Source organism: Virgibacillus sp. LDC-1, from assembly GCF_030137545.1.
GTDB lineage: Bacteria > Bacillota > Bacilli > Bacillales > Amphibacillaceae > LDC-1.
Map to the genome: position 1 here is coordinate 63,377 of NZ_JARUVL010000004.1, position 22,808 is coordinate 86,184.

General features: G+C 36.8%; 27 protein-coding genes. All 27 read left to right on the forward strand.

Annotated features, from left to right (window positions below; all coding sequences use genetic code 11):
- The first annotated feature begins 18 nt into the window (after positions 1-18).
- The 27 genes from QBK89_RS05125 (at position 19) to rpsB (ending at position 22,782) form a co-directional block, all read left to right on the forward strand.
- Positions 19-1,341 (forward strand): flagellar hook-length control protein FliK, encoded by a 1,323-nt coding sequence (locus QBK89_RS05125; RefSeq protein ID WP_284139953.1) that lies wholly within the window; start codon positions 19-21, stop codon positions 1,339-1,341.
- Between the two features lie 9 nt (positions 1,342-1,350).
- Positions 1,351-1,824 (forward strand): flagellar hook assembly protein FlgD, encoded by a 474-nt coding sequence (gene flgD / locus QBK89_RS05130; RefSeq protein WP_284139954.1) that lies wholly within the window; start codon positions 1,351-1,353, stop codon positions 1,822-1,824.
- A gap of 14 nt (positions 1,825-1,838) precedes the next feature.
- Positions 1,839-2,210 carry a TIGR02530 family flagellar biosynthesis protein gene (locus QBK89_RS05135; RefSeq protein WP_284139955.1) on the forward strand — a complete coding sequence of 124 codons (372 nt, stop codon included), beginning with the start codon at positions 1,839-1,841 and terminating at the stop codon, positions 2,208-2,210.
- A 76-nt stretch (positions 2,211-2,286) separates the two neighbouring features.
- Positions 2,287-3,153 carry a flagellar basal body rod protein FlgG gene (gene flgG / locus QBK89_RS05140; RefSeq protein WP_284139956.1) on the forward strand — a complete coding sequence of 289 codons (867 nt, stop codon included), beginning with the start codon at positions 2,287-2,289 and terminating at the stop codon, positions 3,151-3,153.
- 45 nt (positions 3,154-3,198) lie between these two features.
- Positions 3,199-3,420 (forward strand): flagellar FlbD family protein, encoded by a 222-nt coding sequence (locus QBK89_RS05145; protein ID WP_284139957.1) that lies wholly within the window; start codon positions 3,199-3,201, stop codon positions 3,418-3,420.
- Positions 3,413-3,832: a flagellar basal body-associated protein FliL gene (gene fliL, locus QBK89_RS05150; protein WP_284139958.1), complete on the forward strand. Its 420-nt coding sequence runs from the start codon at positions 3,413-3,415 to the stop codon at positions 3,830-3,832. The genes QBK89_RS05145 and fliL overlap by 8 nt, the downstream gene beginning before the upstream one ends.
- Before the next feature lie 59 nt (positions 3,833-3,891).
- Positions 3,892-4,890 (forward strand): flagellar motor switch protein FliM, encoded by a 999-nt coding sequence (gene fliM, locus QBK89_RS05155; protein ID WP_284139959.1) that lies wholly within the window; start codon positions 3,892-3,894, stop codon positions 4,888-4,890.
- A complete protein-coding gene (gene fliY, locus QBK89_RS05160) occupies positions 4,880-6,013 on the forward strand; it encodes a flagellar motor switch phosphatase FliY (protein ID WP_284139960.1) in 1,134 nt (377 codons plus the stop codon). Before fliM ends, fliY begins: the two co-directional genes overlap by 11 nt.
- Before the next feature lie 17 nt (positions 6,014-6,030).
- Entirely contained in the window at positions 6,031-6,393 is a 363-nt protein-coding gene (locus QBK89_RS05165; protein WP_284139961.1) for a response regulator, read from the forward strand.
- A 16-nt stretch (positions 6,394-6,409) separates the two neighbouring features.
- Positions 6,410-7,084, forward strand: coding sequence for a flagellar biosynthetic protein FliO (locus tag QBK89_RS05170; protein ID WP_284139962.1), 675 nt, complete (start codon positions 6,410-6,412; stop codon positions 7,082-7,084).
- Positions 7,077-7,742 carry a flagellar type III secretion system pore protein FliP gene (fliP, locus tag QBK89_RS05175; RefSeq protein ID WP_284139963.1) on the forward strand — a complete coding sequence of 222 codons (666 nt, stop codon included), beginning with the start codon at positions 7,077-7,079 and terminating at the stop codon, positions 7,740-7,742. The genes QBK89_RS05170 and fliP overlap by 8 nt, the downstream gene beginning before the upstream one ends.
- 31 nt (positions 7,743-7,773) lie before the next feature.
- Positions 7,774-8,043 carry a flagellar biosynthesis protein FliQ gene (gene fliQ / locus QBK89_RS05180; protein ID WP_284139964.1) on the forward strand — a complete coding sequence of 90 codons (270 nt, stop codon included), beginning with the start codon at positions 7,774-7,776 and terminating at the stop codon, positions 8,041-8,043.
- A 3-nt stretch (positions 8,044-8,046) separates the two neighbouring features.
- Positions 8,047-8,826 carry a flagellar biosynthetic protein FliR gene (fliR, locus tag QBK89_RS05185; protein ID WP_284139965.1) on the forward strand — a complete coding sequence of 260 codons (780 nt, stop codon included), beginning with the start codon at positions 8,047-8,049 and terminating at the stop codon, positions 8,824-8,826.
- 1 nt (position 8,827) lies between these two features.
- Positions 8,828-9,907 carry a flagellar biosynthesis protein FlhB gene (flhB, locus tag QBK89_RS05190; RefSeq protein ID WP_284139966.1) on the forward strand — a complete coding sequence of 360 codons (1,080 nt, stop codon included), beginning with the start codon at positions 8,828-8,830 and terminating at the stop codon, positions 9,905-9,907.
- 19 nt (positions 9,908-9,926) lie between these two features.
- Positions 9,927-11,960 carry a flagellar biosynthesis protein FlhA gene (gene flhA / locus QBK89_RS05195; protein WP_284139967.1) on the forward strand — a complete coding sequence of 678 codons (2,034 nt, stop codon included), beginning with the start codon at positions 9,927-9,929 and terminating at the stop codon, positions 11,958-11,960.
- A complete protein-coding gene (flhF, locus tag QBK89_RS05200; protein ID WP_284139968.1) occupies positions 11,957-13,090 on the forward strand; it encodes a flagellar biosynthesis GTPase FlhF in 1,134 nt (377 codons plus the stop codon). The genes flhA and flhF overlap by 4 nt, the downstream gene beginning before the upstream one ends.
- Entirely contained in the window at positions 13,083-13,952 is an 870-nt protein-coding gene (locus QBK89_RS05205; protein WP_284139969.1) for a MinD/ParA family protein, read from the forward strand. Before flhF ends, QBK89_RS05205 begins: the two co-directional genes overlap by 8 nt.
- Before the next feature lie 6 nt (positions 13,953-13,958).
- Positions 13,959-15,008 (forward strand): protein-glutamate methylesterase/protein-glutamine glutaminase, encoded by a 1,050-nt coding sequence (locus QBK89_RS05210; protein WP_284139970.1) that lies wholly within the window; start codon positions 13,959-13,961, stop codon positions 15,006-15,008.
- An 11-nt stretch (positions 15,009-15,019) separates the two neighbouring features.
- Complete coding sequence (locus QBK89_RS05215) at positions 15,020-17,038, forward strand: chemotaxis protein CheA (protein WP_284139971.1); 2,019 nt, start codon at positions 15,020-15,022, stop codon at positions 17,036-17,038.
- A 90-nt stretch (positions 17,039-17,128) separates the two neighbouring features.
- A complete protein-coding gene (locus QBK89_RS05220; RefSeq protein ID WP_284139972.1) occupies positions 17,129-17,599 on the forward strand; it encodes a chemotaxis protein CheW in 471 nt (156 codons plus the stop codon).
- A 4-nt stretch (positions 17,600-17,603) separates the two neighbouring features.
- Positions 17,604-18,239, forward strand: coding sequence for a chemotaxis protein CheC (locus QBK89_RS05225; protein ID WP_284139973.1), 636 nt, complete (start codon positions 17,604-17,606; stop codon positions 18,237-18,239).
- On the forward strand, positions 18,232-18,729 hold the full coding sequence (locus tag QBK89_RS05230) for a chemotaxis protein CheD (protein WP_284139974.1): 498 nt from the start codon (positions 18,232-18,234) through the stop codon (positions 18,727-18,729). Before QBK89_RS05225 ends, QBK89_RS05230 begins: the two co-directional genes overlap by 8 nt.
- A 28-nt stretch (positions 18,730-18,757) precedes the next feature.
- Positions 18,758-19,537, forward strand: coding sequence for a FliA/WhiG family RNA polymerase sigma factor (locus tag QBK89_RS05235; protein ID WP_284139975.1), 780 nt, complete (start codon positions 18,758-18,760; stop codon positions 19,535-19,537).
- Between the two features lie 70 nt (positions 19,538-19,607).
- Positions 19,608-20,981 (forward strand): DUF342 domain-containing protein, encoded by a 1,374-nt coding sequence (locus QBK89_RS05240; RefSeq protein ID WP_284139976.1) that lies wholly within the window; start codon positions 19,608-19,610, stop codon positions 20,979-20,981.
- A 46-nt stretch (positions 20,982-21,027) separates the two neighbouring features.
- Complete coding sequence (locus QBK89_RS05245; RefSeq protein WP_284139977.1) at positions 21,028-21,342, forward strand: hypothetical protein; 315 nt, start codon at positions 21,028-21,030, stop codon at positions 21,340-21,342.
- Positions 21,343-21,353: 11 nt separating this feature from the next.
- Positions 21,354-21,833 carry a DUF6115 domain-containing protein gene (locus tag QBK89_RS05250; RefSeq protein WP_284139978.1) on the forward strand — a complete coding sequence of 160 codons (480 nt, stop codon included), beginning with the start codon at positions 21,354-21,356 and terminating at the stop codon, positions 21,831-21,833.
- Between the two features lie 196 nt (positions 21,834-22,029).
- On the forward strand, positions 22,030-22,782 hold the full coding sequence (rpsB, locus tag QBK89_RS05255; protein WP_284139979.1) for a 30S ribosomal protein S2: 753 nt from the start codon (positions 22,030-22,032) through the stop codon (positions 22,780-22,782).
- Positions 22,783-22,808 lie beyond the last annotated feature (26 nt).

A 22,808-nucleotide genomic window follows, 5' to 3' on the forward strand; every position in this document is an offset into this window, starting at 1 on the left:
TTGAAAGGAGGTGAAAAAATGAATGCGATTGCCATGCTATTTCAACAAGGAAACGTAAACGCTCGTTTGATGGGAGAAAACAAGCAACCTACAGATGACTTAAATAAGGAAGCCTTATTTCATGCTTTATTAGCTCGAAATCAAGCGGTGCTTAAAGACGAGTCAAATCCATTTATGTCTTTTTACCAAGGCAATCCTACGCTACCGAGTAACCAGTCGCAATTGGAGTTGCAAGCACTCTTAACACAGCTTTTTCTAGGACGAGATGATGCTTCACTAGAAACTATTCCAGGGAGTGAAGGAGAAGGTATATCTGATTTAGGTTCTGAAGGTGTATTGGGGATCTTACTAGACGATAAAGCAACAACACAAGAACAAGGGGAGCTACTGGACAAGTTACTCGCGGAAGTTGAAAAACTTGGAGGGTTGAACACATTAGACCTTGAAGCCATAAGAATCAATCCAATACTGGTAGAGCTTATACAGATTGTAAAAGAAGCCCACTCGTTATTGAAGGGAATTGTCAATGAGCAAGATATGAAACAGGTTGCTCCCAAGCTGCTTACTTTGTTAAACCAATGGGAGATGCTTAGCAAGAAAACGTCTGCTACGCCAGAGTTGGCAAAATTATTCGATGCTTTACCTAACGAGGAAAAAAGATTAAATGGCATTTGGAAGGAGCTTGTTCAAGCCTTTCATAAACGAAATCAATTTGCCTCTAATAAATTATATGCAATGGAATCCAAGGTGAGTAGTCAGGATGTAGCAAAGTGGGTAGCAAACGCAATAGAGTCAACATCAATGACGGTAGATCGCCCTGTTTTACACACTGTGCCAGCGGGTCATAACATACCAATGTCGAAGGTAGAACAATATGTGTTATACATTAATCAACCACAACACTCTCCAACTGCTGAAACAGAAACAATGGATCAGCTTCAGAGAATTGTTCAATCAAGTCGATTTTTGACGACGCCAGGTGGAAAACAACAGTTATCGATCATGCTACGCCCTGAAAATCTTGGTGAGATGATGGTTCGTTTCACACAGATAAATGGTGAAATGGCAGTGAAAATACTTGTTTCTTCCCATGCTGCAAAAGAGATGCTTGAAAAAAATATGCATCAACTAAAGCACATGTTTTCACCGCACCAGGTAGTGGTTGAAAAGCAAGAAATCACATTACAATCTTCGCAGAGCTTTACGAAAGAACAGCAAGGGGAACAAATGTTAAAGGAACAGCAACAAAACGAGTCTGGCGATGCTAAAGAGCAACAACAGCAACAGGAGGAAAATGCTGAGCTACAATTCAGTGACTTCCTAATGAATGAGAAAGTGTAGGTGAATGAGATGACTAAAATTGATCCATCACTTTATTTAAACAACCAGCCAAAGGGAAGAACGCCAAGTGCTGAGTTAGGAAAAGATGAATTTTTAAAAATATTGATGACACAGTTGCAAAACCAAGATCCATTAAATCCGATGGAAGATCGCGATTTTGTTGCACAAATGGCAACCTTCTCTTCACTTGAACAAATGATGAACATGTCTAATTCAATAGAAACATTGGTGCAAAGTCAATTGATGTCACCAGTGATTCAGTACAGTCACATGGTAGGCAAAGAAGTTACGTATCAAGTTTTCGATGATGAAACTGGCCAAGTGACAGGAACGGAAAAAGGAAAAGTGGTTGCGGTGAGTCAAAAGGATGGCTGGGCTATATTAGAGCTTGATAACGGAGAAAAGGTGTATGCTGATGCAATCACGCAAATCAGTGATCCTACTTTTGACAATGAAAATGGCGACCAAGGAGGAAACGCGTAAGGAAGTGAATCAAAATGGATCCACGTATCCAACATTTACAGCAACATCATATTTTACCGCTTCCTAAAGGACCAACTAAAGCGAAACAACCTACTGCTAGCTTTAAAGAAATATTATTACAACAAGAAGAATTAAAGCTAAGTAAACATGCCACGCAACGCCTTCAAGAGCGAAATATTACAATTAACGCAAAAGAGTGGCAGACGATTTCGCAAAAGGTTACGGAAGCAAGAGATAAAGGTGTAACAGATTCTTTAGTCGTAACAAGTAATGCTGCATTACTTGTGAATCTAAAAAACAACGTTGTCGTCACGGCAATGAACCGTGAAGAAGCAACAAGTAGAATCTTTACCAATATTAACGGAACAATCGTTATTAACCAATAGGCTGGACCCGAATGGGAAGCCAAGGGCTGTTGAAGGATTGATACAGCTAATTAACATACAATAAGGGAGAATGAATATGTTACGTTCAATGTACTCAGGAATTTCAGGAATGCGAAACTTTCAAACGAAGCTAGATGTAATTGGTAACAATATCGCTAACGTTAATACCGCCGGATTTAAAAAAGGACGTGCAACGTTTCAAGATATGATGAGTCAGATGACGCGTGGAGCTCAAGCGCCAAATGCAACTCGCGGGGGAGTGAATCCTGCACAGGTAGGTCTTGGCTCGCAATTAGGTTCCATTGATAACATTCATACACAAGGCTTTCGTCAAACAACGAACAACCCATTAGACTTTGCATTAGAAGGAGATGGAATGTTTGTTGTGGCAAGTGATATTGGTGCTGATCCAACAAATATCCCGCTTGATACTGCTAGTGTAGCTTATACGCGTGCAGGGAACTTTTACTTGGATGAAGATGGAAGTATTGTTAATCCACAAGGGTTGTATTTAATAGGTTTTCCATATGATACAGCATCGGGAGCTATCTCAACTGCATCACATTCGACAATCCAAATTCCTAGCACGGCTAAAAGCTTTAGTGTGGAATCAAATGGTACGGTTACGTATATCGATCAAGCAGGTGATACACAAGTTGCAGGGCAAATTGCGCTTGCGCAATTTTCAAATCCAGCAGGTCTTCAAAAAGCAGGAAGTAACTTGTTCTTAAACACACAAAACGCAGGTTTATCAGCAAATTTACTTGTACCTGAAACAGATGGAGTAGCATCCGTTATAAGTGGTGCGCTTGAAATGTCGAATGTAGACTTAGCTGAGGAATTTACGGAAATGATTACAGCTCAGCGTGGCTTCCAAGCAAATACTAGAATCATTACAACATCTGATGAAATCCTACAGGAGCTTGTTAACTTAAAACGATAAAAATAAGGAGGTAGGAAGTGTCTAATTTAGGCACTTCCGCCCAATATGATTCAATTAACACGGCTTAATGGAGATACGTTCACCTTAAATGCAATTATGATTGAACAAATTCAATCGTTTCCTGATACTACCATTACGATGTTTAATGGGAAGAAAATTGTTGTGAAAGAACCTGAAAAAACAGTTATCCAATTAGTGACAGCATATTATGAAAAGATTGGATTACAGCGACTATTTGTGGAAGAGGCAGGTGAAGGAAATGAATAAAATGGTTAAAATGACGATCACATCATTAATTAGTTTGTTATTTATTGCTACTGTTGCAGCTGTCATCATTTTGAACCTTATTGGCAATAACAATCGAAGCGATGCACAGACGATTGATGACATCGTGGAATATTCGTATGAAACACCAGAAGTTACAACTGATCTTGAAGATGGAAGCTTTGTCCGTATTCAATTTCAAATACTAACGGATGGAAAAGATGCAAAAAAAGAAATTAGTAAACGCGAATTTCAAGTAAAAAACATCCTAATTAAAGAGCTCGCGAAGATGAATGAAGAAGATTTTAAAACCGGCTTGTCCGATCTAGAAGATGTTGTTCAATCGAAATTAAACGAAGTTATGAAAGATGGAAAAATAACCGATGTTTATACCATTAATAAGATTCTCCAATAAGGAGATTTAAAGAATAGAATGATAAGCAGTGGTATTTTCTCCAATGTGGAGGTGATTTTTTGGTCGAGGAAGTATTATCACAAAACGAAATAGATGCTTTGTTATCTGCAATTTCATCAGGTGAAATGAATGCTGACGAACTCATTCAAGAGGAAAAGGAAAAAAAGGTTCGAGTGTATGATTTTAAACGAGCTTTACGATTCTCCAAGGATCAGATTCGTAGTTTAAGCCGTATTCACGAAAATTATGCGCGTCTATTGACCACGTTTTTGTCTGGCCAACTGCGCACATATGTTAATATATCGGTCGCGTCTGTTGATCAGATTCCATACGAGGAATTTATTCGATCCATACCAAGTATGACGATATTAAATGTGTTTAGTCTTGCTCCACTAGATGGAAGAATTATCATGGAGGTAAATCCAAACATTGCATACAGTATGTTGGATCGCATTCTTGGTGGAAAGGGTACGAGCATCAATAAGGTTGAAAATCTAACAGAAATAGAGACATTACTCATGACACAGCTATTTGAAAAAGCTGTTGTTAATCTTCAGGAAGCATGGTCCGATCTTATTGAGATCGATCCAATTCTAGAAGATTTAGAGGTGAATCCTCAATTTCTTCAAATGGTTGCACCAAATGAAACGGTTGTTGTCGTATCCTTAAACACAACAATCGGTGAAGCAAGTGGAATGATCAATATTTGTATTCCACATATCGTACTTGAACCAATTATTCCGAGGCTTTCTGTACACTATTGGATGCAGGCGACACCGGAAAAGCGAGACGTAGAAGCCTCTAAGAAGATTTCTGCAAACATTCAGCCTGCATTACTTGAAGTAAAGGCGATTTTGGGAGAAACCTCCATAAATATTGAGCAATTTTTAAAACTAAAAGCAAATGATGTAATTTCATTAAATCAATCGATTGAACAGCCATTACAATTGTTGTTTAACAATGAACCGAAATTCCTTGTACAGCCTGGAAAAGTAAAAAATAAAATGTCTGTTCAACTATTGGAAGAAATTAAAGGGGGGAATCAAAATGATGGATGATGGAATGCTTTCACAGGATGAAATAGATGCACTATTGAAGGTCGGTGACGATGATGATACATCCCTTCATAGTGAAGAAGAATATTTAACAACAATTGAAAAGGATACGCTCGGAGAAATTGGTAATATTTCTTTTGGAAGCTCTGCAACGACATTGTCGACGTTATTAAGTCAAAAAGTAGAGATAACAACTCCAGAAGTATCTATTATGACGCAAACAAGCATCATGGAAGAATTCTCTATTCCACATGTTAGCATTCGAGTGAACTATACGGAAGGCTTTACAGGAAGTAATTTGTTCATTATGAAAACAGAAGATGCTGCAATTATATCGGACGTTATGCTTGGTGGAGATGGGCAATCACCTGAAGAAGAATTAAATGAAATCCACTTAAGCGCAGTTCAAGAAGCAATGAACCAAATGATGGGTGCGGCTGCTACGAGTATGTCCACTGTCTTTAAGAAAAAAGTAGATATTTCACCACCTTCGATTCAACTAAATCAAAAAGATGATGTGAAAGAAAACGAACAAATTAAGGAAGAAGAAGCGCTTGTTAAGGTATCCTTTCAATTAAAGGTTGGAACTTTAGTTGATTCTAACATTATGCAAGTGATGCCGATTGATTTTGCAAAACAATTAGTTGAAGAAATAACAAATCAAGAGGAGCAAGCAGCTACAATTGAAATGGAACGAGAAGTGGATATGAATGGGCAGAATAATCACACTAAGCCAAATGTAGTAGCAACAGACCAAATTACTGGTGAGCCACAATTTATCGGAAACCCAACAAACGTCCAAAACGCGTCTGTTCAACAAGCGGCATTCTCTAATTTTGATCAGGTTGAACTTGCTCAAAATGAACAACGTAACTTAGATATGCTATTAGATATTCAATTAAAGGTAACAGTTGAGCTTGGAAGAACGAGAAGATCTATTAAGGAGATTCTTGACATGCAAGCAGGATCGATTGTTGAACTAGATAAGTTGGCCGGAGAGCCTGTTGATATATTAGTAAATGATAAATTGATTGCCAAAGGTGAAGTTGTCGTTATTGATGAAAACTTTGGCGTACGTTTAACGGACATTGCAAGTCAATCTGATAGATTGAAAAAACTAAGATAATTATGGGGGAATTACATATGGCAAATCGTATTTTAATTGTAGATGATGCAGCATTTATGCGAATGATGATCAAGGATATTTTAGTTAAAAATGGCTTTGAAGTTGTAGGAGAAGCGCAGGATGGTGCGCAAGCAGTTGAAAAATATAATGAGTTAAAGCCTGATTTAGTAACTCTTGATATTACAATGCCAGAAATGGATGGTATTACAGCATTAAAGACAATTAAAGAGTCACATCCGGACGCTAAAATTATTATGTGCTCTGCAATGGGACAGCAAGCAATGGTTATTGATGCGATTCAAGCTGGTGCCAAGGATTTTATTGTAAAACCATTCCAAGCAGACCGTGTCATTGAAGCGATTCAAAAAGCGTTAAACTAGGAAACGAGTGAGATCGATGAAAAATAAGATTTCCATTAGTATAGGGATCATTTTGCTCATTTGGAATATTTATTTTCCAACGGAAATGATGGCGAAGGAAACGAATGTATCTGATTGGCTAGAAACAAATGAGAATAGCGAAGTAGATGAAGCGGATACAAACGAAAGCCCATCGGTTAAAGCAGATGAAGAAAGTGTAGAAAAAGTGGAGAAAAACGAATCTATATGGATTAGTATTCTAAAAACGATCATCGCATTATTTTTCATTTTAGCACTTATCTATGCACTGTTACGGTTTTTGAATCATCGGAATAAACGATTTAATCATGTAAAAACACTTGAAAACCTTGGTGGAATAGCGGTAGGTCAAAATAAATCTATTCAGATTATCCGAGTAGGTAAAAAGTATTTCTTAATCGGTGTAGGCGATGATATACATATGCTTCAAGAGATCAATGATGAAGAAATGAAACAAGAGCTAGACGTAGCAAGCGAGGAACTCATGTCTGTAAAGCCTGGCAAGTTTCTTTCTTCATTACTTAAAAACTCGGGTAGCAAACAAGGCGAAGGACGTTTTAAGAACGAGCAAAAAGATTTTAAAAATTTATTTGCGAAAGAATTACAACACCTAAGCCAGAATAGAAAAGAATTAATTAGCCAATCAAAGCAGAAGGAAGATTCCCATGAATGAATTTATAGATATGTTTTCTAGTTCAGATCCTTCATCCGTCTCTACATCGGTTAAGCTATTACTTTTGTTAACGGTATTATCTTTAGCACCAAGTATTCTAATATTGATGACGAGTTTCACTCGAATTATCATTGTTTTATCCTTTGTAAGAACATCGTTAGCAACGCAACAAATGCCACCTAATCAGGTGTTAATTGGCTTAGCAATGTTTCTAACATTCTTTATTATGGCACCTACCTTTAGTGATGTTTATGATAATGCGTTACAACCATTATTTGATGAAGAAATAACATTAGATGAAGCATATGACCGAGCGAGCTCGCCGATGAAGGAATTTATGGCAAAGCATACGCGACAAAAAGACCTTGCATTATTTATGAATTATGCCGAATTGGAAAAGCCAGAAAGTGTCCAAGATATTCCTTTGACCACACTAGTCCCTGCTTTTGCAATTAGTGAATTGAAAACAGCCTTTCAAATGGGATTTATGATTTTTGTTCCCTTCCTAATTATAGATATGGCAGTTGCTAGTGTTCTAATGTCTATGGGGATGATGATGTTACCGCCGGTAATGATTTCGTTACCGTTTAAAATATTATTATTCGTATTAGTCGATGGTTGGTACTTGATTAGTCATTCCATTCTCGATGGGTTTTAACGGTCGATTCTAAAAAAGAAGGTGTGTTTCATTGAGTAGCGAATTTGTTTTGACGCTTGCTGAAAAAGGCATTTATACCATTTTACTTGTTACTGGCCCTTTATTAATTCTTGCCTTAGGGGTAGGGCTGCTTGTAAGTGTCTTTCAGGCAACAACCCAAATCCAAGAACAGACGCTTGCCTTTATTCCGAAAATAGTTGCAGTATTAGTCGGGATGATTTTTTTCGGACCATGGATGTTAACTAAAATGGTAGAATTTACGATTGATATTTATCAAAATTTAAATAAGTTTGTAGGGTAAGATATGCTAGAATTTATAAACTTGCAAAGTATTCCTGTTTTTTTATTGGTTTTTATTCGTGTCACTGCATTTTTTGTAGTAATGCCTTTGTTTTCTTATCGTACGATACCCGTCCCATTTAAAATTGGAATTAGTTTTTTTCTAGCATTCATCCTTTACTATACGGTAGATGGCTCGGCAATTATGTTTGATAGTACATATCCTTTCTTGATACTAAAGGAAATGTTGGTTGGAGTGTTAATTGGCCTAATTGCGTATATTATTGTATCTGCCATTCAAATTGCTGGTGGATTTATAGATTTTCAAATGGGATTTGCTATCGCAAATGTGATTGATCCCCAAACTGGGGCGCAAAGCCCATTAATGGGACAGTATTTTTATATTATTGCGCTCTTATTCTTATTATCGGTTAATGGACATCATTTATTAATTGATGGGATATTTTATAGTTTTGAATTTATTCCATTAGATCGTTTCATTCCATTTCAAGATGGGACAATTGCAGATTTTGTTATTACTTCTTTTAATAAAATGTTTGTTATTGCATTTCAAATATCCATTCCTATAGTAGGTTGTTTGTTTTTAGTGGATGTGGCATTGGGAATCATTGCTAGAACAGTTCCACAGTTAAATGTTTTCGTTGTTGGACTGCCACTCAAAATACTAGTTAGTTTTGTCGTGATTCTATTTTTTATGAGCCTGTATGTTTCTTTGGCAAAAGGCTTGTTTAGTCTGATGTACGAGACAATGCATAGGTTAATGCAGTTGTTTGGAGGTGCGTAGCTTGCTATTAAAATTGGATTTACAATTTTTTGCGGGTGAAAAAACAGAAAAGGCAACGCCAAAGAAAAGGCAGGATGAACGAAAGAAAGGAAAGGTAGCGAAAAGCCAAGATGTTAATACAGGCCTATTGCTTTTATTTTCCTTTATTATATTAGTCATATTTGGTGCGTATATAAAAAATGGCATGCTGGCGATGTATCGCCAGTCCTTTACGGAATTTATTCATTGGGATATTACCGAAAAAACAGTAAGTCAACTTTTTAATGGAATAACTATTGAGACAGCAAAATTGTTAGCACCGGTATTTTTAATTGCCATAGTAGCAGGACTAGCTTCGAATTTAATGCAAATTGGTTTCTTGTTTACGACAGAGCCTTTGAAATTAGACTTAAAAAAAATTGATCCAATTCAAGGGGCTAAACGAATTTTCTCGGTTCGAGCGCTTGTAGAGCTAGCAAAATCATTATTAAAGATTACATTCATTGGTGCAATAACCTTTATGGTAATTTGGATGTATAAGGATGAAATGCTCATGTTATCCTTTAAGAATGCAGATTCATCCTTGGCTTTTTTTGGAAAGACCGCGATGGTGATGGGAATATCAGCTGCTGTTGTCTTGTTGTTTCTTGCTGTTTTTGATTATGCGTATCAACGCTATGATTTCGAAAAAAATATGCGAATGTCAAAACAGGATATTAAAGATGAACATAAGAACATTGAAGGAGATCCATTAATTAAGTCTAAAATTAAAGAAAAGCAAAGGCAAATGGCAATGCGTCGTATGATGAGCGAAGTTCCAAACGCAGATGTTATTATAACTAACCCGACACATTTTGCGGTAGCTATAAAGTACGATGAAAATAAAGCGAATGCACCATATGTCATTGCCAAAGGAACAGACTTGGTAGCTTTAAAAATTAGGGAAGTCGCAAAAGCCCATAATATTTCTACTGTAGAAAATCGTCCCTTGGCCAGAGCATTATATAGTCGACTTGAAATTGGCGATTTAATTCCTGAAGAATTTTATCAGGCAGTAGCAGAAATATTGGCTTACGTATATCGAATAGGTAAAAAAGCATAAGCAATAAGGGGAGAAGATTATGAAAGCCCGAGATTTATCCGTTCTGCTAGGTGTTATATTAATAATTGTCATGCTGGTAATTCCATTGCCAGGATGGATGCTCAGTATTCTTATTTTGCTTAACATATCGTTAGCATTAATTGTTATTCTTGTTTCGATGAATACGCAAGAGCCACTTCAATTTTCTATTTTTCCTTCTCTATTATTGCTCTTAACATTGTTCCGTCTTGGCTTAAATGTTTCTACGACGAGATCTATTTTATCAAAAGCAGAAGCAGGAGGCGTTGTAGACACATTTGGTAGCTTTGTTATTGGTAATAATCCGTTAGTCGGTTTTGTCGTATTCGTTATCTTAGTGATTATTCAGTTTCTCGTTATTACAAAAGGGGCAGAACGGGTATCCGAGGTAGCCGCACGTTTTACATTAGATGCAATGCCAGGAAAGCAAATGAGTATTGACGCTGACCTTAATGCTGGTTTAATTTCTGAGCAGCAAGCAAAAGAAAGACGTGAAAAGGTAGAAAAGGAAGCAGACTTTCATGGTTCGATGGATGGGGCCAGTAAGTTTGTAAAAGGGGATGCTATTGCTGGAATCATCATTGTATTAATTAACATTCTTTTCGGATTAATCATTGGAATGGTGCAAATGGACCTTTCTTTCCAAGAGGCAATAAATACCTTTATGCGACTCACTGTAGGAGATGGATTAGTAAGTCAAATACCAGCCTTGCTTATCTCAACCGCAACAGGAATCGTTGTAACGAGAATTAGTACGACTGGTAACCTTGGAAGCGATGTAACAGATCAGTTGCTTCAATATCCAAAGTTGCTTTTCATCGCTGCGGGTGCAATCTTTTTACTCGGTTTGACTCCGATTAACTTTTTCTTAACTACTTCCATTGCAGCAACACTTGGAATCAGTGCCTACTTTTTAACGAAGAAGCCGGAAGCATCTGAAGTTCAAGTAGAAGAAGCAGAAGATGAAACAGAGTCCTCCGCAATGAAGTCATCAGAAAATGTAGTTAGCCTTTTAAGCATGGATCCGATTGAATTTGAATTTGGCTATGCCTTAATTCCACTTGTTGATACGAAACAAGGAGGGGATCTATTAGATCGAGTGATTATGATTCGGCGTCAGCTTGCAATAGAGCTTGGAATTGTAATTCCTGTTGTTCGAATTCGTGATAACATCCAATTAAACCCGAATGAGTATCGTTTGAAAATCAAAGGTAATGAAGTTGCCTCTGGTGAATTATTGCTTGACCATTACTTGGCAATGACACCGAATATGGAAGAAGAATCGATTGAAGGAATCGAGACAAAGGAACCTGCCTTTGGATTGCCTGCAAAGTGGATTAGTGAGGAGAGTAAAGATGAAGCTGAACTCTTAGGATATACGGTAGTAGATCCACCTTCTGTTGTTTCCACGCATATAACTGAAATATTAAAGCAAGAGGCATATACATTATTAGGAAGACAAGAAACAAAACAGCTTATCGATCATCTAAAAGAGAATTACCCGATATTAGTCGAAGAAGTTACACCAGAGCCTTTAGCAATTGGTGATATTCAGAAGGTTTTAAGCAAGCTATTAAAGGAAAATGTTTCGATTCGTAATTTGCCAGTGATATTTGAAACATTGGCAGATTTCTCAAAAATGACGAACGATGCCGATCTTCTTTCAGAATATGTAAGACAAGCATTATCTGCACAAATAACGAAGCAGTATGCACAAGAAGATATGTCTATTCGAGTCATAACTGTATCAGGAAAGGTAGAAAAGATTATTGCGGAAAGCGTGCAACAGACAGAGCACGGGAATTATCTCGCCATGGAGCCAGACGTTCAACAAGAAATAATCAAGACCATTCACGGAGAAGCCGAAAAACTTGCATTGCAGGAAGAAACAGCCATTCTTTTATGCTCTCCTGCAGTTCGGATGTACTTAAAGCAGATTTTAGATCGTTTTATGCCACAGGTCGTTGTTCTTTCTTACAATGAATTAGAGCCAAATGTAAATGTACAAAGTGTTGGGGTGGTGAATGTAGCATGAAAATAAAAAAATACGTAGCACCGACAATGCCAGAAGCGATGCATCAAATTAGAAAAGAGCTTGGCACAGATGCAGTTATCTTAAATTCTAAAGAAGTTCAAAAAGGTGGCTTCCTCGGTTTTTTTAAAAAGCGAAAAATCGAGGTGATTGCTGCTTTGGATCCTAATCCGATACGAAAAAAGCCGCAAGCTGAAACGATGGCATTTCAAGAACCTAACTTAAAAAAGAAGCCTTTTGCTCAAAAAAAGTTAAAACAAGATGATCCTGTGTTGATGGAAATTAAGTACTTAAAAAAGATGATGGAACAACAAGCGGCACAACAACCAACTACTTTTCCGCCGACATATCAACCAATGTACGAGCACCTAGTTGAGCAAGAACTAGAAGCACAACTCGCAGCATCTATTATAAATAAAGTTATCGAATTACATGATAGTTTAGTAGATGCACCTTCAACAGAGCAAATTGTAAAAGATACATTAGCAGTAATAGAAAAGCAGCTATCTCCACTAACTTTTGAAGGAATTTCTTATCAAAAAAAGATTGTTCAATTTGTTGGACCTACAGGGGTGGGAAAGACAACAACGATTGCCAAGCTAGCAGCCAATAGTGTGTTAAAGGATAAAAAACGAGTTGCTTTTATTACAACAGATACATATCGAATTGCTGCAATCGAACAATTAAAAACGTATGCAAGCATATTAGATGTTCCGATCGAAGTAGCTTATTCATTAGACGATTATAAACGAGCTGTCAATCAATACAAGGATTATGATTTAATTCTAGTTGATACAGCAGGTAGAAATTTTCGAGATGACCACTATGTGCAAGAATTAAAAAATACGATTGACCTTGAAAAAAATGTAGAAACATATCTTGTATTATCGTTAACTGCTAAACAACAGGATTTAATAGATGTTATAAACCAATTTAGTGGAGTACCAATTAAAGAGATGATATTTACGAAAATGGATGAAACAAGTCGATATGGCAGTATTGCGACCCTGGCATTACTTCAAGGCATGGGAATAGCGTATATTACAAATGGTCAAGATGTTCCGGACGATATAATCATGCCAACACCATATAAAATTAGTAAATTTTTAGTAGGTGAATTTATTGATGGCTGATCAGGCGGAAGGCTTACGAAAACAATTAAAGGCCCCTCCACTTTCCAATGAAAAAATTGGAAAAACAATCTCATTTGTAAGTGGAAAAGGTGGAGTGGGTAAGTCAAATACAGCATTAAATTTCTCGATCGAGTTAATTCGCGCTGGATATGATGTCCTCCTCATGGATTTAGACATTGGCATGGGTAATATTGAAATATTAATTGGACAACAAACGAGTTATACCATTGTTGATATGCTCGAAAGACAATTATCGATTACCGAGATAATCGAAGAAGGTCCAAATGGGTTACATTTTTTAGCTGGTGGATCTGGATTAGCCTCTATATTCACATTAGACAATACCAAAATGGATTACTTTCTCGATCAATATGCAAAAATAGTTCAAAAGTACGACTATATTGTTTTTGATATGGGAGCAGGTATTACCGCTGAAAGCATTCATTTTGTGCTAGCATCAGATGAGTGTATTGTTGTTACAACACCAGAGCCAACCGCAATTATGGATGCGTACAGCATGATCAAGCATATTATTAACAATGAAGATAATATGCCGATATATATAGTGATGAATCAAGCTGAGAACCCCAAAAGCGGGACCAAAGCCTTAGAGAGGTTTAAACGAATTATCTTCCACTTCCTAGATATAAATGTACATATGTTAGGTGTGTTACCACAAGACAAAAACGTATCACTTGCTGTAACACGTCAAATTCCATACGTATTGTTGAATAAAAAATCTGCCGTTGCAAGGGCACTTAAGCTGCTTGTAGTAAATTATCATACAAATCAAGCAACAACAAGACGTACAAAACAAGCTGATACTTTTATCGGCAAATTAAAACGATTTGTAAAGAGGTAGCCAGCAATGAAAAAAATTCGCGTGCTAGTAATTGACGACTCTGCATTTATGAGAAAAATGATCGCTGATATTTTAGAAAGTGCTGACCACATTCTAGTAGTAGCAACTGCAAGAAATGGTGTTGACGGCTTAGAGAAAGCTAGAAAGCATGCACCAGATGTAATTACTCTTGATGTGGAAATGCCAGAAATGGATGGAATAAGCACATTAACACGTATTATGAAAGAAATGCCAACACCAGTAGTTATGCTATCTAGTCTAACGAAAGATGGTGCTGCTAAAACTGTTCAAGCTATTTCAAAAGGGGCAGTCGATTTTATTGCGAAACCATCAGGATCTATTTCACTTGATATTGCCAAGATTAAGGAAGAGATTATCTCCAAAGTAATAGCAGCTGCAAATGTAAAGCTGCAAACAGCAAAACCAAAACAAAACGATTTATCTCGAATCCTACCTAAACAGCAGAATAAGCAATTTTCTAAATCAATTGTTGCAATTGGAACCTCCACTGGAGGACCGAGAGCTATACAGCGAGTACTGACAGAGCTTCCGAAGAATATTGCTGCACCAGTTGTCATTGTGCAGCATATGCCTGCAGGATTTACTCGCTCGCTAGCAGATCGCTTAAATAGTTTGACCCAGGTTCGCGTAAAAGAAGCAACTCATGGTGAGATTTTACATAATGGAACGGTGTATATAGCACCAGGAGATTATCATATGCGAATTCGTCAAGTTGGAACTACCTATGCTATTGAGCTTTCACAAGATGCCTTAATAAGCGGTCACCGCCCATCTGTTGATGTTTTATTTGAATCCATTTCGACGTTAACAAAGCTGAACAAAATCGCTATCGTGCTAACTGGGATGGGTAGTGATGGCGCAAATAGTATAAAGCTAATGAAAGAAAAGGATCCCAATACCGTAATTATTGCAGAATCGGAGGAATCTGCTGTTGTTTATGGAATGCCAAAGGCCGCAGTGAAAACAAACTCCGTTAATTATATTGTTCATCTTCATCAAATTGGAGAAACAATCTGTAAATTACTACCGGAATAGGAGGGGATAAAATGGATACAACGCAATATTTAGATGTATTTATCGATGAAAGCACGGAGCATTTAGAGGTCTTATACAAGCAGTTACTCGAGTTAGAAAAAAAACCTTCAGAAAAAACAATTATTGAAGAAATATTCCGAGCAGCCCATACTTTAAAAGGAATGTCAGCAACAATGGGGTATCAGGATCTGGCTAATTTAACACACAAGCTAGAAAATGTGTTTGACGGCATTCGGTATGACAAGCTTTCTGTTCAAGCATCTATGTTGGATATCTTATTCGAAGCAGTGGATCATCTGAATGCAATGGTGGAGGATATTTCAAACGGAGGCAATGGTGCAAGAGATGTTGTCAATATAGCACTTCAGCTAGAAAAACTAGAAAATGGTGAAACAGTCGATTCGGATTCTACTCGTACTCGAACTGCTGACTCTAAAGAAGCTGTATCTACGCAAGCATTCGATCATCTCGATGAATTTGAATTGTCCATTTTAAATGAATCATTGGAAAGAGGGTTCCACAATTACGAAATTATGGTGGAACTAACGAATGACTGTTTATTAAAGGGCGCACGCGTGTTTATGATCTTTGAAATACTAGAGAAGCTTGGAGAAGTAATTAAATCCTCTCCAGCTGTAACTGAACTAGAAGAAGAGAATTTCGACACGAGTTTTAACATCTTATTTGTATCCACCTCTTCTCAAAATGAAATAAAGAATAAGATTAACAAAGTTTCAGAAATTCATCATGTAGAAGTAACACCTTTCTCTGTGCAATCTAATAAAACGGAAAGAGAAGAACAGCTAACAGAAACAGACGTAGCACAAGCAGTAAGTGATACTGAAGCGAATAATAATTCTACTTCTAAAACTGGGGCATCAACTAAAACAATTCGAGTAAATATTGAACGCCTTGATATGTTAATGAATTTATTTGAAGAACTTGTTATTGATCGCGGAAGGCTTGAACAGATTGCAATGGATGTAAAGCATCCAGAACTAGAAGAAACCGTGGAACGAATGACACGAGTTTCTGGTAACCTTCAAAATATTATATTAACAATGCGCATGGTTCCCGTTGACCAGGTTTTCAGTCGTTTTCCAAGAATGATTCGCAAGTTAGCTCGAGAGCTGCATAAAAACATAGAGTTAGATATTATCGGGGCTGATACGGAGTTAGACCGTACAGTAATTGATGAAATTGGTGATCCGCTCGTACATCTTTTACGAAATGCAATTGATCATGGGATCGAAACCCCTGAAGAACGCTTGCAAAAAGGAAAGCAGGCACAAGGGACAATTAAGCTAGAAGCATTTCATAGCGGAAATCATGTTTTCATTGAAATTTCTGATGATGGAGCCGGAATTAATAAAGATAAAGTATTGAACAAAGCAATTAAAAGCGGTGTCATAACAGAAAAACAATCAGAAGCTTTAACCGACCAACAAATATTTGAGTTAATTATGGAGAGTGGATTCTCTACAGCAGAAGAAATTTCTGATATTTCTGGACGTGGAGTAGGGTTAGATGTTGTAAAAAATAAAATTGAATCATTAGGTGGAAATCTCACCATTGATTCAGAAGTTGGAAAAGGATCTGTTTTTTCAATACAATTGCCGCTGACTCTATCAATTATGTCTGTATTACTCGTTGAAATAGGAAAAGAAAAATTTGCTATTCCATTGTCCTCGATTATTGAAACTGCCGTGATTCGAAAAGACGAAATCATGTCTGCACATAAGAAAAAGATAATCGATTTTAGAGGAAATGTTGTACCACTTGCATTTTTAAAGCGTATTTTTCAAGTTCCACAAGAAGAGAAAGAAGCAGATGAATATGTTTCTGTCGTTGTTGTTAAAAAAGGTGATAAATTAGCAGGTCTTGTTGTTGATTCCTTTATTGGTCAGCAAGAGGTTGTCCTAAAATCAATGGGAGATTATTTAAGTAATATATTTGCTATATCTGGTGCAACTATTCTTGGAAATGGTGAAGTAGCATTAATTATTGATAGCAATGCACTAATTAAATAGATTCAAAAAGGAAAACAGCTGTTCATTGCATTAATAAAAGGCTAGGAATGTAAACCCTAACCTTTGAAAACAAACAGGGAGGCTTGAAAGATGGAAAATGATATAATGCTGGACAAAAAAGTAATTGTGTTTCAATTAAAGGATGAAGAGTATGCTGTAGAAGTAAGTAAAGTAGGTGGGATTGAACGATTACTCCCAATTACAAGAGTTCCACAAACAGCGCCATTTGTAAAAGGAGTTATTAATTTGCGTGGCGTGGTAACACCAATTATAGATCTTCGAGTTCGATTTGGGATCGAAGAACAAGAATACAACGAATCCACTAGAATTATTATTCTCAATCTTGATGATTTAGAAGTCGGACTCATTGTAGACGCTGCTAATGATGTCATCGATATTCCAAAAGATGCTATTGAACCACCTCCAGAAGTGGTAGGAGCTGTGGATGTCGATTATATCGAGGGAGTGGCAAAACTCGATAAGCGACTTCTTATTCTTTTAGATTTACAAAAGGTATTATCGAATGACGAAATGAATGAATTAAAACATGTTGAAGGGTAATGGAATGCACTTCAATCAACTTACGAGCATGCAAAAGGATGTACTGCGAGAGATTGGCAATATCGGTGCTGGAAATGCAGCAACTTCCTTATCCAAGCTCCTTAATAAAAAAATTGACATGCAGGTTCCAGCAGTAAACATTGTTGCATTTGATGAAGTTATGGATTTATTAGGCGGGCCTGAGAACTTAATTGTAGCGATCATGTTTCGAATTCATGGGGATGCACCAGGTACTGTTTTCTTTATTTTATCGATGGAAGAAGCAGTTGAGTTGGTTAATGAAGTGACAGGCAATGAAATTACGCTTTATGATGACGATCAAGTGCCAAACGATTTAGCGATATCTGCGCTACAAGAAATTGGCAACATTTTAACAGGTTCTTATTTATCAGCTCTATCTGACTTTACAGATTTGGATTTACATCCTTCTATTCCATATTTTGGTATTGATATGGCGGGAGCGATATTAACGGTTGGCTTAAATGAGTTATCACAAGTATCGGACTATGCGATTATTATTGATACGAAAATAAACAAAAAGAAACACATGGATGGGAATATGGGGCAGTTCTTTTTCCTGCCCGATCCAGAGGCGTTTTCAAAGCTATTTCATGCATTAGGGATTAACGGCTATGAATAAGATGCAAACCGTGATTAAAGTAGGTATAGCAGATCTTAATATCGTAAAAGCACCAGACACGATTCGTACTTCTGGACTTGGCTCATGTGTTGGGGCGGTGATTTATGATTTACCAAAGAAAATTGCTGGTATGGCACATGTTATGCTACCTGACTCAAGCCTGAATAAGCAATCTAATTTAAATGAAAGTAAGTACGCAGATACAGCAATACCCAAGTTAATTGAGCTATTAGTAGAAAATGGTGCTAGAAAATCTTCCCTTCAGGCGAAGTTGGCTGGTGGAGCACAGATGTTTCAATTGTCTGTAAGCTCGGATACAATGCGGATAGGTCCAAGAAATGTAGAGGCGGTTGAAAGGCAACTTGAAATTTTTCGTATTCCAATCATTGCTTCTGACGTGGGTGGCAATTGCGGACGGACGATTGAATTTGAACCAGAAACAGGTAAATTAAAAATTAAGACAGTAAACAAAGGTGAAACGTATATTTAACTAATGGACATGGAGAGGAGCGTATGGAATGAAAAAAAATCAATCTCCTCTAGAGCAAGAGCTATGGAATCGATGGCTCCAGGATAAGGATTGTCATGCAGCAGATGACTTAATACAACACTACATGTATCTTGTTAGTTTTCATGTAGAAAGAACTGCGAGTCACTTGCCAAGCATGATTAGTAAAGATGATTTAAGAAGCTATGGATTGTTAGGTTTGTTTGATGCATTAAAGAAGTTTGAGCCTAGCCGAGAATTGAAATTTGATACATATGCTTCCTTCCGAATAAAAGGGGCAATCATTGATGGATTACGAAGAGATGATTGGGTGCCTCGGTCCATCAGAGAAAAATCAAAAAAAATTGATCATGCCGCTCAGGAGCTTTTTCAAAAACTTCAAAGAGAACCAACATCGGAGGAAATAGCTAATAAAGTAGGATTAGATGTAAAAGAGGTCGAAACAATTGTAAAGGACGCATTGTTTACAAGCATGCTGTCCATTGAAGAAAAACCAAAAGAAAATGCACAGGATCGAAAAGAGGGAATTGGCTATTCAATTCCAGATGAAATGGTTATAAAACCAGAAGACAATATTCTAAACCTTGAATTAAAGGATGAACTTAAGGAAGGGATAAAAGCGCTCAATAAGAACGAACAGATAATTATTAGTTTGTTTTACAATGATGAGCTAACATTTACGGAAATTGGACATGTATTAGGATTAACTACATCACGGATTTCACAAATTCATAAAAATGCAATTTTCAAGCTCCGTAAAACGCTTGGGAAAGTTGTCGTTCACTTTTAGTCTGCATGTGATGGTTGAGTAACTTTTTCATTATGATAGTGTTGCGAATATACTAAAGGGGCTAAGAATCATGGAACAATTACAAAGATTTTTTAAGATTAATAATTCTAAGGATCGAATGAACGCTTATCTTCATTGTACGGATGAATATAGCGAATTAGATGTACAGCTTCACGAATCAGATATGATTAATTTTTTGAAGCAGCAAAATATTCGGTTTGGTATAATCCAAGAAAATGTACAACTAATTGTATCTAAGGATGCTTCCATTCAATTTCCACTACTCATTGCCCAAGGAACTCCAGCACAACATGGAAAAGACAGTGAAACAACTTATGAATTTGACTTCAGCACAGAGATTACCAAAAGTGATGACTGGAATTTCAGAGATGTCATGCGTATTCCGTCTGTTAAAAGCGGACAGCGCCTTGCTACGATTACGGAACCAACAAAGGGTCAAGATGGAATGGATATTTTTGGTAATAAACTAGCAGCCAGAGATGGAAAACCGAGTAATGTTAAACCAGGTAAACATGTTATTTATAAAGAATCAGATTTATCCTTTTATGCAGATGCGGACGGTCAGGTTAGTGTGAATGATCGTTTTATCCATGTGCATAATGTATATGAATTAAATGAAACGATAACGATGAAAACAGGGAACATTGATTTTGTTGGTTCCATCATTATAAAAGGGGATATCCCATCTGGATATACTGTAAAAGCAGAGGGAGACATTAAAGTTTTCGGAATGGTTGAGGCAGCTACGGTTATTTCAGGTGGTTCCATTATGATTTCAGAAGGATTAGCTGGTTTACAGAAGGGTGTGCTTAAGGCAGCAGACAGTATTCATATCGGCTATATAAATCAAGGAATTGTGCACGCAGGAAAGGATTTGTATGTAGAAAATTCAATATTGCATAGTGAATGTACTGCAGAGAATCAAGTTTTCTGCCAACGAGGAAATATTATTGGTGGATCATTATCTGCTGGAAAATCGATTGAAGCAAAGGATATTGGGAATCGATTAAATACGAAAACAGAATTATATTTCGGGATTATGAAGGAAGTTAATGAGCGTGAACAAAAACTGAATGCAGAGAAGAAGGAACTGCAAGCCACATTAATAAAGCTTGAAGCGATTGGCAAAAAATTAGCCCAAAATACAAGCATTCAAAATCAAGATGCCAAAATGAGAATCACCTTGCTACGCCAACAAAATTCCATGTATAAAGTGAAGAAAAGATTGGAAGAAATTGATTCTCTTCTTCAGCAAACGAATGCGAGTATTGGAAAAGAAGAGGAAGCGACTTTACTTGTAAGAGATCATTTATTTCCAAATGTAATCGTTTCATTTGGAAAATATAAACGATTAATTAATACAAATCATAAATATGTTAAAATAAAACTAGAACAAAATGAAATCGTAATCAACAGCCTGTAATCAGGCATCCAACCTTTTAAATATAGTTCTTACCAATACTAAGGATGTGGTTCTATTGAGTTGGAAGTCAATAGAGATGCAAGTAGCGCTGCCAAGAGTACAGGATGCAGGAAAACAACAAGAACAAATGCTTAAGCAAAATCAGCATTTCCAAGAGTCGCTTGCACAAAGTCAATTAAAGCAAGAATTAGCAAAACGTAAAAAAGTAAATGAATTAGAACAGTTTGATTATGTGAAAATGAATAAGCAAGAAGAAAAACAGCAGCATGAGCGCCACAAAGAGGAAAAAAAAGACGAGCAAGAAAAACAAGCACGGAACGAACATCCTTACTTAGGAAATACCATTGATTATAGAAGATAGAAGGGGTTAAAATGATTTCATTTTTATTGTTTGTAAGCTTTTTATTACATCTTATTTCTTTGACAGTTATTTTTATCATATTTAAGCAATCATATCATTCTAAACAACAAGCACCAGATGAGCTTATTCAGCTCATGGAAACGTATATCGAGGAAATAAAAGAAGAAAATAGGCGGTTACAGGAAGATATCTTATTATCGAAGGCCAAGGAAAAGGCCAATTTCGCTGCTACTCCAGCATATATAAAGAACGAGAAGGTAGCTAAGTCAGAAGTAGTGGCTACGAATGAGGAACAGGATGAATCGTTAATCCATGCAAAAGGAAAAGATGATCAAACAGATGACCAAGTTGAAGCTTCTTTACAAGCAAGGATTTTACAGCTACATCATCTAGGGAAAAGTACAGATGCAATTGCAAAAGAGTTAAACTGTGGAAAAACAGAAGCAGCTTTAATTATAAAATTACATGCAAAAAATAATAGAAATACTTGATTGCATCATTATCGTATGATATATTTATTTTTGGTGTAAATACCAAGTTCATTCAAATTGAATGAATCAGGATAAAAACACACGTTTGTTAATTTGTATATGTGGTGCCATAATTCGGGTTCTAATTACGGAAACCCTTGGTCTTTATACAAAAATGATGCAAACGGAGGAAAAAAACCATTAGGAGGAAAAAAGAATGTCAGTAATTTCTATGAAGCAATTGCTTGAAGCAGGTGTTCACTTTGGACACCAAACTCGCCGTTGGAATCCAAAAATGAAAAAGTATATTTTCACGGAAAGAAACGGTATTTATATTATTGACCTACAAAAAACAGTGAAGAAGGTTGAAGAAGCATACAATTTCGTAAAGGACATTGCTGCAAATGGTGGAACGGTTCTTTTCGTAGGTACGAAAAAACAAGCACAGGACTCTGTTCGCGATGAAGCAACACGTTCTGGAATGTTTTATGTAAACCAACGCTGGTTAGGTGGAACATTAACAAACTTCCAAACAATCCGTAAACGTATCAATCGTTTAAAGGATATTGAGCGTATGGAAGAAGACGGTACATTCGACGTATTACCGAAGAAAGAAGTTGTGAATCTTCTTAAAGAAAAAGAACGTCTTGTTAAATTCCTAGGTGGAATTAAAGAAATGAAAAAGCTTCCAGATGCTTTATTCGTAATTGATCCACGTAAAGAACGTATTGCAATTGCGGAAGCGCATAAGCTAAACATACCGATTGTTGGTATCGTTGATACGAACTGTGATCCAGATGAAATTGATTATGTTATTCCTGCAAACGATGACGCTATCCGTGCTGTAAAGCTTCTTACATCTAAAATGGCCGACGCTATTTTAGAAGTAAAGCAAGGCGAAGAATTAGAAGAAGCTAAGGTTGAGGAAATTAAAGAAGAAGCGACTCAAGAAGAAGCTGTACAAGAATAAATTTTCAAGAAAAGGTCAGGTGATAA

Bases quoted from the DNA above. Each gene is read 5' to 3' on its own strand.
- QBK89_RS05125 (WP_284139953.1), top strand. From the start codon at position 19: ATGAATGCGATTGCCATGCTATTTCAACAAGGAAACGTAAACGCTCGT.
- flgD (WP_284139954.1), top strand. From the start codon at position 1,351: ATGACTAAAATTGATCCATCACTTTATTTAAACAACCAGCCAAAGGGA.
- QBK89_RS05135 (WP_284139955.1), top strand. From the start codon at position 1,839: ATGGATCCACGTATCCAACATTTACAGCAACATCATATTTTACCGCTT.
- flgG (WP_284139956.1), top strand. From the start codon at position 2,287: ATGTTACGTTCAATGTACTCAGGAATTTCAGGAATGCGAAACTTTCAA.
- QBK89_RS05145 (WP_284139957.1), top strand. From the start codon at position 3,199: ATGATTCAATTAACACGGCTTAATGGAGATACGTTCACCTTAAATGCA.
- fliL (WP_284139958.1), top strand. From the start codon at position 3,413: ATGAATAAAATGGTTAAAATGACGATCACATCATTAATTAGTTTGTTA.
- fliY (WP_284139960.1), top strand. From the start codon at position 4,880: ATGATGGATGATGGAATGCTTTCACAGGATGAAATAGATGCACTATTG.
- QBK89_RS05165 (WP_284139961.1), top strand. From the start codon at position 6,031: ATGGCAAATCGTATTTTAATTGTAGATGATGCAGCATTTATGCGAATG.
- QBK89_RS05170 (WP_284139962.1), top strand. From the start codon at position 6,410: ATGAAAAATAAGATTTCCATTAGTATAGGGATCATTTTGCTCATTTGG.
- fliP (WP_284139963.1), top strand. From the start codon at position 7,077: ATGAATGAATTTATAGATATGTTTTCTAGTTCAGATCCTTCATCCGTC.
- fliR (WP_284139965.1), top strand. From the start codon at position 8,047: ATGCTAGAATTTATAAACTTGCAAAGTATTCCTGTTTTTTTATTGGTT.
- flhA (WP_284139967.1), top strand. From the start codon at position 9,927: ATGAAAGCCCGAGATTTATCCGTTCTGCTAGGTGTTATATTAATAATT.
- flhF (WP_284139968.1), top strand. From the start codon at position 11,957: ATGAAAATAAAAAAATACGTAGCACCGACAATGCCAGAAGCGATGCAT.
- QBK89_RS05205 (WP_284139969.1), top strand. From the start codon at position 13,083: ATGGCTGATCAGGCGGAAGGCTTACGAAAACAATTAAAGGCCCCTCCA.
- QBK89_RS05210 (WP_284139970.1), top strand. From the start codon at position 13,959: ATGAAAAAAATTCGCGTGCTAGTAATTGACGACTCTGCATTTATGAGA.
- QBK89_RS05215 (WP_284139971.1), top strand. From the start codon at position 15,020: ATGGATACAACGCAATATTTAGATGTATTTATCGATGAAAGCACGGAG.
- QBK89_RS05220 (WP_284139972.1), top strand. From the start codon at position 17,129: ATGGAAAATGATATAATGCTGGACAAAAAAGTAATTGTGTTTCAATTA.
- QBK89_RS05225 (WP_284139973.1), top strand. From the start codon at position 17,604: ATGCACTTCAATCAACTTACGAGCATGCAAAAGGATGTACTGCGAGAG.
- QBK89_RS05230 (WP_284139974.1), top strand. From the start codon at position 18,232: ATGAATAAGATGCAAACCGTGATTAAAGTAGGTATAGCAGATCTTAAT.
- QBK89_RS05235 (WP_284139975.1), top strand. From the start codon at position 18,758: ATGAAAAAAAATCAATCTCCTCTAGAGCAAGAGCTATGGAATCGATGG.
- QBK89_RS05240 (WP_284139976.1), top strand. From the start codon at position 19,608: ATGGAACAATTACAAAGATTTTTTAAGATTAATAATTCTAAGGATCGA.
- QBK89_RS05250 (WP_284139978.1), top strand. From the start codon at position 21,354: ATGATTTCATTTTTATTGTTTGTAAGCTTTTTATTACATCTTATTTCT.
- rpsB (WP_284139979.1), top strand. From the start codon at position 22,030: ATGTCAGTAATTTCTATGAAGCAATTGCTTGAAGCAGGTGTTCACTTT.